This is a genomic window from Desulfovibrio sp., from assembly GCF_014803725.1.
Taxonomy (GTDB): Bacteria; Desulfobacterota; Desulfovibrionia; order Desulfovibrionales; family Desulfovibrionaceae; genus Desulfovibrio.
In genome coordinates, this window is the sequence record NZ_JAAVBE010000003.1 from 208,428 (window position 1) to 219,923 (window position 11,496).

Sequence of the window (11,496 nt, forward strand, 5' to 3'; positions counted from 1 at the left end):
CTCCTAGAGCACTTCCGGCGCAAGGGAAATGATTTTCATGAAATTCTGGGCGCGCAGCTCGCGGGCCACGGGGCCGAAAATGCGCGTGCCCACGGGCTCGCCCTGGTTGGAGAGCAGCACGGCGGCATTGCCGTCGAACTTGATGTAGCTGCCATCCATGCGGCGCACTTCCTTGGCCGTGCGCACGATGACCGCCTTCATCACGTCGCCCTTCTTCACCTTGCTGTGGGGCATGGCCTCCTTGACGGANACCATGATGATGTCGCCCACCGAGGCGTAGCGGCGGTGCGAGCCGCCCAGCACCTTGATGCAGGCGACCTTCTTGGCGCCCGAATTGTCGGCGACCTGGAGCGTGGATTCTACCTGGATCATGGCGTTGTCCTACACGGCTTTTTCGAGGATGGAGACGAGATGCCAGCGCTTGTTGCGCGACAGGGGCCGGTATTCGACGATCTTGACCTTGTCGCCCACGCCGCATTCGTTCATGGGGTCATGCGCGGTGAACTTCTTGCGGCGGCGCACATACTTCTTGAGCAGGGGATGCTTGACCAGGGTCTCGACGCGCACGACGATGGTCTTGTCGTTCTTGTCGCTCACCACGATGCCGGTCATCGTCCTGCCCTTGCGGTGTTCCAGAGCTTGCATGTTCAGGCCCTCTGTTCCTTTTCGTTCAAGATGGTGGCGATGCGCGCCACCTGNCGGCGGCGGGCCTTGAGCTCGGAGGTCTTTTCAAGGGCNGCGGCCGCATGGCGGAAGCGCGTGCGCATGAGCTCCTCGCGCTCGTCGGCCAGCTTGTCGCGCAGTTCGGCCACGTCCATGGCGCGCAGGGCGGCCACGTCGCGGACTTCCTTGTCGCCTTTCTTCTTGGCAGCCATTACATGCCCTCCCTTACCACGATGATGGTCTTGATGGGCAGCTTGTGCGCGGCGCGGGTGAGCGCCTCGCGGGCGAGGTCAAGGCTGACGCCCTTGATCTCGTAGAGCACGCGGCCGGGCTTCACCGGGGCGCACCAGCCCACCGGCGCGCCCTTGCCCGAGCCCTGGCGGGTCTCGAGGGGCTTGGCCGTCACCGGGCGGTCGGGGAACACGCGNATCCAGACCTTGCCGCCGCGCTTGATGTGGCGCATCATGGCGATACGGGCGGCCTCGATCTGCTGGCTGGAAAGATGCCCGTGCTGGATGGCCTTGAGGCCGATATCGCCGAAGGCGATGGANGCGCCGCGCGTCGCCAGCCCGCGCAAGCGGCCTTTCTGCCACTTGCGGAATTTAACTTTCTTGGGCGCAAGCATTATTGTTCAACCTCTTTGTCAAGGATTTCACCCTTATAGACCCACACCTTGACGCCGATGATGCCATAGGTGGTGTGCGCCTCGGCAAAGCCGAAGTCAATGTCGGCGCGCAGGGTCTGCAAGGGCACGCGGCCGTCGCGGTACCATTCGGTGCGGGCGATNTCCGCCCCGGCGAGACGCCCGGAGCAGGTGACCTTGATGCCCTCGGCGCCGAACTTGCGGGCCATGGAGACCGTGCGCTTCATGGCGCGGCGGAAGGCCACGCGGCGCTCAAGCTGCTGGGCGATGTTCTCGGCCACCAGCTGCGCGTCGATTTCGGGGCGGCGGATCTCGTTGACTTCCAGCGAAAACTCGCGGCCGAACTTCTGGCGCAGGTCGGTGCGCAGCTTCTCGATNTCCACGCCCTTGCGGCCGATGACGATGCCGGGCCTCGCCGTGGAAAGGATGAGGCGCACCTTGCCGCCCGCCCGCTCGATCTCGATCTTGGAGAGCCCCGCATGGTAGAGGAGCTTCTTCACGAAGGCGCGGATCTTGTGGTCCTCCTGGACGAAGGCCGGGTATTCCTTCTTGCTGAACCAGCGGGACTGCCAGTTCTTGTTGTACCCAAGCCGGAAGCCGAACGGATGTACTTTCTGGCCCATAGCCTATTCCTTGCCTTCTTGGAGTATGACGGTGATGTGGCTCGTGCGCTTGTGGATCTTGCTGGCGCGGCCCTGGGCGCGGGGCATGAAGCGCTTCCAGGTGGGCCCTTCGTTGACCAGCACTTCCTTCACCACCATGGCGTCCACATCCACGCCCCCGAGCTGGGAGGCGTTGGCAAGGGCGCTCTTGACCACGCCGTAGATGATGCCCGCGGGCTTGTTGGGCGTGAAGCGCAGGAGGTTCATGGCCTCCTCCACCCCCAGGCCCTGGACGTTCCGGGCGACAAGGCGGGCCTTGCGCGGCGAGACGCGCTGGTATTTCGCAATGGCTCTCGATTCCATATCCCTACCCTACTTCTTGCCGGCCTTGGCTTTCTTGTCGGCGGCATGGCCGTGGAAGGTGCGCGTGGGCGAGAANTCGCCCAGCTTGTGCCCGACCATGTTTTCGGTGACAAAGACAGGCACGAACTTCTTGCCNTTGTGCACCGCAAAGGTCAGCCCCACCATTTCGGGCAGGATGGTCGAGCGGCGCGACCAGGTCTTGAGCACCCGGCGGTCGTTGTTGGCCACCGCGGTATCGACCTTCTTGAGCAGGTGGCCGTCCACGAACGGCCCTTTTTTCAAAGATCTGGGCATGGTCTACTCCTACTTCTGGCCGCGGCGCTTGACGATGAGCCGCGAGGAGGGCTTCTTCTTGTCGCGGGTCTTGTAACCCTTGGCGGGCATGCCCCAGGGGGACACGGGATGCCGGCCGCCGGAGCTTCTGCCCTCGCCGCCGCCGAGCGGATGGTCGATGGGGTTCATGGCCACGCCGCGCACCTGCGGNCGCCGCCCGAGCCAGCGGTTGCGCCCGGCCTTGCCCAGCGAAATGTTCTCNTGCGAGATATTGCCCACCTGGCCCACCGTGGCCGTGCAGGAGGCGAGCACCCGGCGCACTTCGCCCGAGGGCAGGCGCAAAAGGGCGTACTTGCCTTCTTTCGCCACGAGCTGGGCNTAGGTGCCGGCNGAGCGGCAGAGCTGGCCGCCCTTGCCGGGCGAGAGCTCGATATTGTGGAGCACCGTGCCCACGGGGATGCGGGCCATCTCAAGGGCGTTGCCCGGCTTGATGTCCGCCACCTGGCCGGTGCGGCTGTCCACGCCGCTCATGACCACATCGCCCTGCTTCAGGCCCACGGGCGCCAGGATATAGCGCTTCTCGCCGTCGGCATAGTGCAGAAGCGCGATGCGCGCGGTGCGGTTGGGGTCATACTCGATTTCGGCGACCGTGGCCGGGATGCCGATCTTGTTGCGCTTGAAGTCGATGATGCGGTAGAGGCGCTTGACGCCCCCGCCCCGGCGGCGGCTGGTGACGCGGCCGTTGTTGTTGCGGCCGGCCTTCTTGGGCAGGCCCTCGGTGAGCGACTTCTCGGGCGTGGTCCTCGTGATTTCCTCAAAATCGGAAACCGTCTGGAAGCGGCGGCCCGCAGAAGTNGGTTTCAGCTTGCGGACAGCCATGACTACACCCCCTCGAAGAACTCGATTTTATCGCCCTCGGCCAGCGTCACATACGCCTTCTTCCAGCCGGGCTTGCGGCCGATGACGCGGCCCTGGCGCTTCCTGTTGCGGGGCGCGCGGCGCACGATGTTGACCGCCGTGACATGGACGTCGAAGGCCTTTTCCACGGCCTTCTCGATCTCGATCTTGCTCGCCTGCGGATGGACGTAGAAGGCCACCTGGTTGGCCTCGTCCTTGAGCATGGTCGTTTTTTCCGTGAGCAGGGGCTTGAGGAGAACAGTGGTCAGGTCCATCTTACTCTCCCTTGGCAAAACGCGCCTCAACCGGCTCCACGGCCCCTTCNAGCAGCACAAGCTGCTTGTGCCGCAGGATCTCCAGCACGCTCAGCTGGTCGGGCGTGGTGAAGTTGATGCCGGGAATGTTGCGCGAGGAGCGGATCAGGGTTTCATTGACTTCGGGGGCCACGATGAGCGCCTTCCCAAGCCCGAGGGTCTTGGCGACGCCCGCGAAGAGCTTGGTCTTGGGCTCGGCGATCTCGATGTTCTTGACCACCATCAGGCCCTTGTCGGCGAGGCGGCTCGAAAGCGCCATGCGCAGCGCGAGCTCGCGGACCTTGCGGTTGACCTTGAAGCTGTAGTCGCGGGGCGTGGGCCCGAACACGATGGCGCCGCCGCGCCACACGGGCGAGCGGTTGGAGCCGGCGCGGGCGCGGCCCGTGCCCTTCTGCTTCCAGGGCTTGACGCCGCCGCCGGAGACATAGGCGCGGGTCTTGGCCATGTGCGTGCCCGCGCGCCTCGCGGCGAGCTGGCCGCGCACCACGAAGTGGAGGATCTCCGGCCTGGGCTCGATCTCGAACACTTCAGGGGCCAGCGTCACTTCGCCGCACTCCTGCTTGTTCTGGTCATATACTTTCACGGTAGCCATGTCGCTCCCCTACTGCTTGCGGACCAGGACGAGGCCGTTCTTGGGGCCGGGCACGNAACCCTTGACGAGGATGACATTGTCCTCGGGGCGCACGCCGACGATCTGAAGGCCCATCTCCGTCACGGTTTCATCGCCCCAGTGGCCCGCCATCTTGCGGCCCTTGAACACATGGCCGGGGAAGGTGTTGTTGCCGATGGAGCCGTTGTTGCGATGCACCTTTTCGCAGCCGTGCGTATCCTTGGAGCCNGCAAAGTTCCAGCGGCGCATCCGGCCCTGNTAGCCCTTGCCGAGGCTCTTGCCCGTCACCTTGACNACATCGCCCGGGGCGAACATCTCCACGGTGAGCTCGTCGCCGAGCTTGTGCTCGGGCGCGCCCTGAAGGCGNAGCTCGCGGGTCTCGCGGAACAGGCCGGCGTCGGCCTTGGCGAAGTGGCCCTGCATGGGCTTGGTCACATGCTTGGCCTTGGACTTCTCAAAGGCGATCTGGAGGGCGTTGTAGCCGTCCTTCGCTTCAGACTTGACCTGGGTGACGGGGCAGGGCCCGGCCTCGATGACCGTGACGGCGACAGCCGCGCCGTCCCCGGCGAAGATGCGGGTCATGCCCAGCTTGCGACCCAGGATTCCCAATTTCTCAGCCATGGCTGCCTCTCGCTAGAGCTTGATTTCCACATCCACGCCAGCGGGCAAGGAGAGCTTGCCAAGCGCATCGACGGTCTGCTGCGTGGGTTCCAGAATATCCATGAGGCGCTTGTGGATGCGCATCTCGAACTGCTCGCGGGACTTCTTGTCCACATGCACCGACCGCTGGATGGTGTACTTGTGGATATTGGTGGGCAGGGGGATGGGCCCGGCCACGCCCGCGCCGGTATTGCGCGCCGTGTCCACGATTTCCGCAACGGCCTTGTCGAGGATGCGGTAATCGTAGGCCTTGAGCTTGATCCGGATGCGATCGCTGCTGACAGTCGTCATTATGCCTACTCCATTTGCAAAAAAACCGGGCCGCGCAATGGCGGAATCCCGGCGCGGCCGCATATGCGGCCGCAAAGCCTCGACACCCCTGACGATATGGGGGCGCTTCCTGCAAAAAGGGCCTTTNANGGCCGGGTGCGTGGGAGAAAACGGGCGCCGGGCGCGCGTCACAGCCACGCGAAATCTCGCGGGAAGCCCCTGACGCGGCCCGGTCATGCCGCCGGAAAGCGGCGGCTGGCGGGACCCGCAGGGTCGCCAAACGGGGGTTTTCCCCCTTTCCTTACAGCCCCGGTCGCGCGGCGCGCCTTGCGGCGCGAAACTCGCACTGGCTCCGTCACTGGGCTGGAACGGCTCGACATTATGCGGCATCTGGCAACGCCTGCGAATGTCAAAGCCCGGCGCGCGGCGTTTCCGCTCCGTCCGGGCGCAGCAGGACAGGCTCGACCTGCCCTTCCCTGCCGTCCAGGGATCGTCTCACAGTTGTGGGACGGGAGAGGTTNTAGCGGATAGTCCCCCGGCCGTCAAGAAATTTCAAAAATTTTTCCCGCCGGCGCTCACTTCNCGGCTTCCCCCTCCGCCTCGGGCTCGCCCAGAAGCGCGCGGGCAAAGGCGTCGCCGTCAAAGGGCCTGAGGTCCTCCATCTTCTCGCCAAGCCCCACATAGGTGATGGGGAGCCCCTCACGCAGGGCCACGGCGATGGCCACGCCGCCCTTGGCCGTGCCGTCCAGCTTGGTGAGGATGAGCTCGTCCGCGCCGGCTGCTTCCTTAAATAAATGCGCCTGCGAGAGCGCGTTCTGCCCGGTGGTGGCGTCCAGCACGAGCACGCAGCGGTGCGGCGCGCCGGGATGCTTCTTGCCGAGCACCTGGCGGATCTTGCCGAGCTCCTCCATGAGGTTGACCTTGGTCTGGAGCCGGCCGGCCGTGTCCACAAAGAGGATGTCGAAGCCCTCCTTCACGGCGCGGTCCATGGCCTGCCAGGCCACCGAGGCCGGGTCCGCCCCCTGCGCGCCGGAGTGGAACTCCGCGCCCGCGCGCTTCGCCCAGGTTTCGAGCTGTTCCACGGCNGCCGCGCGGAAGGTGTCGGCCGCGGCGATGAGCACCTTCTTGCCCTGCATGCGCGCGCGGTGCGCCAGCTTGCCGATGGTGGTGGTCTTGCCCACGCCGTTGACGCCCACCATGAGCACCACNTCNGGCGCGTTNANNGCGGCGATGCGGCGCGGCTGGCGGAANAGCTCCTCCAGCTCGGCGAGGAGCAGCGGNCGCACCCCGGCCGTNNNNGTNACNTTTTCNCGNCGGGCGCGCTCNCNNAGGCGCGAGNNCATNTCNAGCGNGGTCTCGAAGCCGAGGTCCGCGGTGATGAANAGCTCCTCCAGCTCTTCCCAGAAGGCGTCGTTGAGCTCNCCGTGNCTNGCGAANAGNCCGTCCAGNCGNCGNGCGAACTGCTCGCGCGTGCGCGCCAGCCCCTNNNTGANCTTGANGAAGAGNCGGTTGCGCTCGTCCTCCTCGTCCTCCAGGTCGAGGGCCAGGGCGAGGCGGTACTGGAGCTCGGAGCGGAACTCCTCCACATGGCGGTATTCCATGCGCGTGAGCCAGGAGCGGAAATCGGCGATGAAGGCCTCCGCCTCCGCAGGTGGCGTCTCCAGCGCGCCGAGCAATACGCCGAGCCTGCGCCAAAGCTCGTCCCCGGCGCTGTCCACGCCGTCAAGGATGACGGCGAGCCACGCCGAGAGCCGGGGCTCGGCCTCGCGCAGCCGCAGCACAAGGGCGGCGTCGCCGGCAGCGCCACTTGCCGCCGGGGCAGCTCCCGCTCCCGACGCAGGGGCTTCAGCGCCGTCGTCCGCCAGCTGCCGGGCCGCGCCCTCCGCGGCAAGCGGTGCTCCGGGCGCGTCAGCGGCCTTGTCCTGGCCGGAAAAGAGGTGTCGTACCTTGGAGAAAAAGCCCATCACTGGCCCCCTTGTCCCTTGCGGGCGCCCTCCAGCGCCGCCAGCACTTCTTCCAGTGCCCGCGCGCATTCCTCCACGGGCAGGGCCCGCGTTTCGCAGTCCGGGTCATTGAGCGCCGCCTGCATGTTGCGGGCGGCCTCGGTGAGGCGCGCAGCGCCCAGGCAGGGCGCTGCCTGCTCCAGCATGCGCCCGAGATGGCAGAGGCCCGCGGTCTCGCCGTCCGCATAGAGGCGTTGCATGAGCGCCGGCGCGCGGGCGAAGGTCTGGCGGAACAGGCCGGCGGTCACGCGCCAGGTGTCGGGATTCTTGCGCTGGAAGCGCCGCCCCTGGTCGCGGTCCACGGGGGGCGCCGTTGCGGCCGGAACCCCGGGCGCGGCCTCCTCCCCGCCCTCTTCGGGAGCGCGGGGCGCGAGACCGAGCACCACGGGTTCCGGGGGCGCCTTGGCGTCAGGGCCCGGGGCGCCCGGTGGGTTCCCGATGCGCCCGATGAGGCGCCTGAGGGCCGCGAGGTCGCCCCACAGCCAGAGCAGGAGCAAAAGCGCCAGCGTCCAGATGCCGGCCGCGAGGCCGAAGCGCCAGCGCTCCCGCGCCAAAAGCTGCGCCTCCTCCTCGCCCATGAGGCGCGGCGAGAGCCACACCTCCACCGAGCCCACGGTCTGGCCCTCCACCTTGAGGGGGTTCATGCCCTGGACGCAATCCTCGGAGAGCTCGTCGTCCCAGGGCACCGGCTCCCAGAGATAGTTGCGGCGCTGGCCCTCGAGCATGCCCTGGCGCGTCTCCACCTTGATGGCGTAGAGGCGTTCGTCCTCCATGGCGCCCATGACGATGGTGCGCGCGGTGATCTCGTCCAGATCCCACGCGGGCAGTGCCAGCAGGGTGGCGAGCTGCGCGGCCATGCGGCCGGCCTCGGCGCTGAGGCGGTTTTCCGCGTCGCGGCGGCTGCTCTCCAGGTTCCACAGGCCCAGCACGAAGAGCAGCGCGATGCCCGCGCCCCAGACAAGGAGGGCGGCGCCGCGCCTGGCCGTGCGCGAGATGCGCGGCGCATGCGGTGAGGAGTTCCTGGACGTGGGCATATGTGTTCCGATTCGGCTCCGCTTGCCGGCAGGGGGCCCCCGCGGGCTTTTCCGCAGGGCCCGGCGCCGGGCGCCCCTGACTATGCCTTAGCCGGGCGCGGCGCGCAAGCCTTTGCGCCGTCCCGGCCCCCCGCCCCATGTCAGGGCCGGTGCGGGTCCTGCTCGGCGCGCCACGCGGCCACCACGGCGCGCACGGCGGCGTCCTTCGCCGGCGGGAGGGGCTTGAATTCCTCTGCGAAAACGTGGATGCGGGTGCCCCCGCGCGGCACGAAAAGCCCCTTCACCCGGCACCAGGCCGGGGCGAGCACGGCCACGAGGTCTTCAAGGACGGTGTTGGTGATGCTCTCCATGAAGGACTGGTGATTGCGGAAGGCGAACATGTAGAGCTTGAAACTCTTGGACTCCACGCACAGGGCGTCCGGCACGTATTCCACGCTGATGGTGCCGAAGTCGGGCTGGCCGGTCACGGGACAGAGGGACGTGAACTCGGGAAAGGTGATGCTGACCACATAGGGCCGGTGAGGATAGCGGTTGGGGAAGGCCTCAAGCAGGGCGGCGCTGGGGCCCCCGCTCACGGGGGGCAGGGAGCCGCCCCCGAGCAGGCTGAGCCCGCTCACGTCGTCACGGGGGGCCTTGGGTGTGTCGGTGGACGCTGATTCCGGGGCCGGCCGGTCATGGTGTGGCATGGATGTTCCTTTTTGACTTTGTGATACTTTTGCGTGGGTGGTCTTGTTGTGCGGCGTGGGTAACGCCGAAATTATCCGTCAAAAACAGCCTTTTTGCTGCTGGCTGCGTCAGAGAAAAATTTTCTTGGTCGAGTACTTGAGTACACTCCCTGCGAAAATTTTTATCTTCCTAGCCAGCAGCAAAAAATCTTATTTTTTAGGATTCTTCCGGCACCAGCACCCGTCTTCCGCTCCGCTCCAGACGGAAGGTGGAGGAGGGCCTTTGCCGTAGAATATCTCCCAACCCATTCACCATCTCAGCCAGCTTGTAAGCCGGCGCCCGCCGCGTTATGATGGCCGTTCTACGCCATTACGGCCGCCGCGTCCAATGCCGGGCGCGGGGCCGGCCTTTCCGCGGAGCGAGCCATGCGCATCAGTTTCGGCCATTTCGGCGACATCTGCCGGATGATCAAGATCGAGCATTCCGTCTTCGCCCTGCCCTATGCCTGGGCCGGGGCCGTGCTGGCCGCGCGCGGGCTGCCGCCGTGGCGCGCCCTCGTGCTGCTCACCGTGGCCATGGTGGCCGTGCGCTCCTTCGCCATGACCTTCAACCGCATCGCGGACGTTGCCATCGACGCCGAAAACCCGCGCACCAAGGGGCGCCCGCTCGTCACCGGCGCCATCAGCATGGGCCAGGCCTGGGCCTTCTGCGGCGTCATGGCCGCCATCTTCATCGCCGCCTGCGCGGCCATGAACACCCTGAGCCTGTGGCTCTCCGTGCCGGCCCTGCTCTTCGCCGGGGCCTACAGCCTCTTGAAGCGCGTGTCGCCGCTCTGCCACTACTGGCTGGGCGCCACCCTGGGCCTCGCGCCGCTGGCCGGCTGGATCGCCGTGGACCCTTCAAGCATGAGCCTCGCGCCGGTGCTGCTCTTTTTCGCCGTGACCTTCTGGGTGGGCGCCTTTGACATCTATTACGCCTTCCAGGATCTCGACTGCGACCTCGCCCAGGGGCTGCACTCCATCCCGGCCGATTTTGGCCCGCAGACGGCCCTGGCGCTGGCCGGCTTCTCGCATGTCATGACGGTCATCTTTCTCGCGCTCACGGGCCTCGCGGCCGGGCTCGGCTGGCCGTGGTACGCCATCTGCGCCGGCATCGGCGCCCTGCTCGTGTGGGAGCACAGGCTCGTGCAGCCCGATGACCTCACGCACATCAACATGGCCTTTTTCACGCTGAACGGGATCATCTCGCCGGTGGTGCTCGTCGGCGTCATCCTCGGGCTCTGTTTCTGAACCGCAAAGGAGGCCTCATGCCGCGCAAGCGCTCCTCCCCCTCGCCGGACGGCGACCGCCCGGAAAAGCCCAGTCGCTCCGCCAACAAGCGGGGCAGCCACGCGCGCCAGGCCCTGGGCCTCGAGATCGCGCGCCTCACCGCCGCCGAACGTGCGGCCCTGCCGCTCCCGCCCGAGCTCGCCGAGGCCATGGACCTGCTCGACCGCCTCACCGACCGCGAGGGCCGGCGCCGGCAGGAGCAGTATATCGGGCGCCTCATGCGCGATGTGGACGAGGAGCCGCTGCGCCGGGCCATGGCCGGGCGCCAGGCGCGGGACGCCGCCGAGGTGGCGCGCTTTCACGCGGCAGAGGCGTGGCGGGCGCGACTGCTGGAAGCGCCGGCAGCCGACGTGCCGGCGCTGCTGGAGGAATTCAGGCAAGGCACGGCCCCGGCTTCCGCCGAGGCGGAGGCGGAACTTCTCCGCGCCGTGGACGCCGCACGAGCCGCCCGCGCACGGGGCGACACCTCGCCGCGCGCCGCGCGCGTGCTTTTCCGCGTGCTCGCGGCCGCACTCGCCGGCGGCGGGGACTAGGCCCGCGCCAGGCGTCAGCCGAGGCGCACGCCCTCGGGCTGCGGCCCGTAGCGGTTGGGCCCCGGGGTGCCCGGCAGGCAGAGCAGCGCCATGCAGAAGAGGTTGATGAGCGGCACGAAGAGCAGGAGCACGAACCAGCCAGAGCGGCCGGAATCGTGCAGCCGGCGCACGCTCACGGCCAGCATGGGCGGCAGGAAGATGAAGGGCACATAGCTCAGGACGAAGTCGAGCAAATTGATGTCGCCGGCCGCGCGGATAAGGCCCAGGATGCCGAGGCTCCAGAGCGTGCAGAAGAGGAAGTAGAAGGCGAAATAGACGAAGAATTCGCCGCGCGACGCGCGCCCGGCGCCCTTGGCATACTTGCGGAAGATGCAGCTGGAAAGGACATCGCGCACAGTCATGGCTGGTCTCCTTGTAAATGTCCGTGTCGGACTTTCTGCTTGGCTTTGTTATACTTTTGAGTTGGTGGTGCGCCTGTGCTGCATCTGTAATGCCGAAATTATCCGTCAAAAACAGCCTTTTCGGCGCTGGCTGCGTCAGAGAAAAATTTCCTCGGTCGAGTACTTAAGTACACTCCCTTCGGAAATTTTTATCTTCCTTGCCAGCGCCGAAAAATCTTATTTTTTAGGATTCTTCC

19 protein-coding genes are annotated in these 11,496 nt (G+C 66.6%); 3 read left to right on the top strand and 16 right to left on the bottom strand.

Going from position 1 to position 11,496, the window contains the following annotated elements:
* Nucleotides 1–3: 3 nt before the first annotated feature.
* The 15 genes from rplN to queF form a co-directional block, all read right to left on the bottom strand.
* Nucleotides 4–372, bottom strand: coding sequence for a 50S ribosomal protein L14 (gene rplN, locus HDR50_RS01290; RefSeq protein ID WP_008685833.1), 369 nt, complete (start codon nucleotides 370–372; stop codon nucleotides 4–6).
* Nucleotides 373–381: 9 nt separating this feature from the next.
* Nucleotides 382–645, bottom strand: a complete 264-nt coding sequence (gene rpsQ, locus HDR50_RS01295) for a 30S ribosomal protein S17 (protein ID WP_291355262.1) — start codon at nucleotides 643–645, stop codon at nucleotides 382–384.
* A 2-nt stretch (nucleotides 646–647) separates the two neighbouring features.
* Nucleotides 648–818 carry a 50S ribosomal protein L29 gene (rpmC, locus tag HDR50_RS01300; protein WP_291355289.1) on the bottom strand — a complete coding sequence of 57 codons (171 nt, stop codon included), beginning with the start codon at nucleotides 816–818 and terminating at the stop codon, nucleotides 648–650.
* Nucleotides 819–874: 56 nt separating this feature from the next.
* Nucleotides 875–1,288, bottom strand: a complete 414-nt coding sequence (rplP, locus tag HDR50_RS01305; RefSeq protein ID WP_291355264.1) for a 50S ribosomal protein L16 — start codon at nucleotides 1,286–1,288, stop codon at nucleotides 875–877.
* Nucleotides 1,288–1,929: a 30S ribosomal protein S3 gene (rpsC, locus tag HDR50_RS01310; RefSeq protein ID WP_291355266.1), complete on the bottom strand. Its 642-nt coding sequence runs from the start codon at nucleotides 1,927–1,929 to the stop codon at nucleotides 1,288–1,290. The genes rplP and rpsC overlap by 1 nt, the downstream gene beginning before the upstream one ends.
* Before the next feature lie 3 nt (nucleotides 1,930–1,932).
* Nucleotides 1,933–2,271 (bottom strand): 50S ribosomal protein L22, encoded by a 339-nt coding sequence (gene rplV / locus HDR50_RS01315; RefSeq protein ID WP_165075531.1) that lies wholly within the window; start codon nucleotides 2,269–2,271, stop codon nucleotides 1,933–1,935.
* Nucleotides 2,272–2,280: 9 nt separating this feature from the next.
* On the bottom strand, nucleotides 2,281–2,565 hold the full coding sequence (gene rpsS / locus HDR50_RS01320; protein WP_291355268.1) for a 30S ribosomal protein S19: 285 nt from the start codon (nucleotides 2,563–2,565) through the stop codon (nucleotides 2,281–2,283).
* Between the two features lie 9 nt (nucleotides 2,566–2,574).
* Nucleotides 2,575–3,423: a 50S ribosomal protein L2 gene (gene rplB, locus HDR50_RS01325; protein ID WP_291355270.1), complete on the bottom strand. Its 849-nt coding sequence runs from the start codon at nucleotides 3,421–3,423 to the stop codon at nucleotides 2,575–2,577.
* Between the two features lie 2 nt (nucleotides 3,424–3,425).
* On the bottom strand, nucleotides 3,426–3,716 hold the full coding sequence (gene rplW / locus HDR50_RS01330) for a 50S ribosomal protein L23 (RefSeq protein ID WP_165075521.1): 291 nt from the start codon (nucleotides 3,714–3,716) through the stop codon (nucleotides 3,426–3,428).
* A 1-nt stretch (nucleotide 3,717) separates the two neighbouring features.
* The gene (rplD, locus tag HDR50_RS01335; protein ID WP_291355271.1) at nucleotides 3,718–4,347 is read right to left on the bottom strand and encodes a 50S ribosomal protein L4; all 630 of its coding nucleotides are present in this window, start codon (nucleotides 4,345–4,347) and stop codon (nucleotides 3,718–3,720) included.
* Nucleotides 4,348–4,356: 9 nt separating this feature from the next.
* Complete coding sequence (gene rplC / locus HDR50_RS01340) at nucleotides 4,357–4,986, bottom strand: 50S ribosomal protein L3 (RefSeq protein ID WP_291355272.1); 630 nt, start codon at nucleotides 4,984–4,986, stop codon at nucleotides 4,357–4,359.
* A 12-nt stretch (nucleotides 4,987–4,998) separates the two neighbouring features.
* Nucleotides 4,999–5,316 carry a 30S ribosomal protein S10 gene (rpsJ, locus tag HDR50_RS01345; RefSeq protein WP_006008400.1) on the bottom strand — a complete coding sequence of 106 codons (318 nt, stop codon included), beginning with the start codon at nucleotides 5,314–5,316 and terminating at the stop codon, nucleotides 4,999–5,001.
* A 554-nt stretch (nucleotides 5,317–5,870) separates the two neighbouring features.
* Complete coding sequence (ftsY, locus tag HDR50_RS01350; protein WP_291355273.1) at nucleotides 5,871–7,259, bottom strand: signal recognition particle-docking protein FtsY; 1,389 nt, start codon at nucleotides 7,257–7,259, stop codon at nucleotides 5,871–5,873.
* A complete protein-coding gene (locus HDR50_RS01355) occupies nucleotides 7,259–8,332 on the bottom strand; it encodes a hypothetical protein (RefSeq protein ID WP_291355275.1) in 1,074 nt (357 codons plus the stop codon). Before HDR50_RS01355 ends, ftsY begins: the two co-directional genes overlap by 1 nt.
* Nucleotides 8,333–8,472: 140 nt before the next feature.
* Entirely contained in the window at nucleotides 8,473–9,018 is a 546-nt protein-coding gene (gene queF, locus HDR50_RS01360; protein WP_291355277.1) for a preQ(1) synthase, read from the bottom strand.
* Between the two features lie 405 nt (nucleotides 9,019–9,423).
* On the opposite strand from queF, the gene HDR50_RS01365 reads away from it, so the two are divergent.
* The gene (locus HDR50_RS01365; protein WP_291355279.1) at nucleotides 9,424–10,287 is read left to right on the top strand and encodes a 4-hydroxybenzoate octaprenyltransferase; all 864 of its coding nucleotides are present in this window, start codon (nucleotides 9,424–9,426) and stop codon (nucleotides 10,285–10,287) included.
* A 17-nt stretch (nucleotides 10,288–10,304) separates the two neighbouring features.
* Nucleotides 10,305–10,859 carry a ribosome biogenesis factor YjgA gene (gene yjgA / locus HDR50_RS01370; protein ID WP_291355281.1) on the top strand — a complete coding sequence of 185 codons (555 nt, stop codon included), beginning with the start codon at nucleotides 10,305–10,307 and terminating at the stop codon, nucleotides 10,857–10,859.
* 14 nt (nucleotides 10,860–10,873) lie between these two features.
* Here the strand turns inward: yjgA and HDR50_RS01375 are convergent, their stop codons facing one another.
* Complete coding sequence (locus HDR50_RS01375; protein ID WP_291355282.1) at nucleotides 10,874–11,260, bottom strand: DUF805 domain-containing protein; 387 nt, start codon at nucleotides 11,258–11,260, stop codon at nucleotides 10,874–10,876.
* Between HDR50_RS01375 and HDR50_RS01380 the strand changes: the two genes are divergently transcribed.
* On the top strand, nucleotides 11,259–11,496 hold a 238-nt coding region (locus HDR50_RS01380), incomplete at its 3' end, for a hypothetical protein (protein ID WP_291355284.1). The two genes, HDR50_RS01375 and HDR50_RS01380, sit on opposite strands and share 2 nt — an antisense overlap.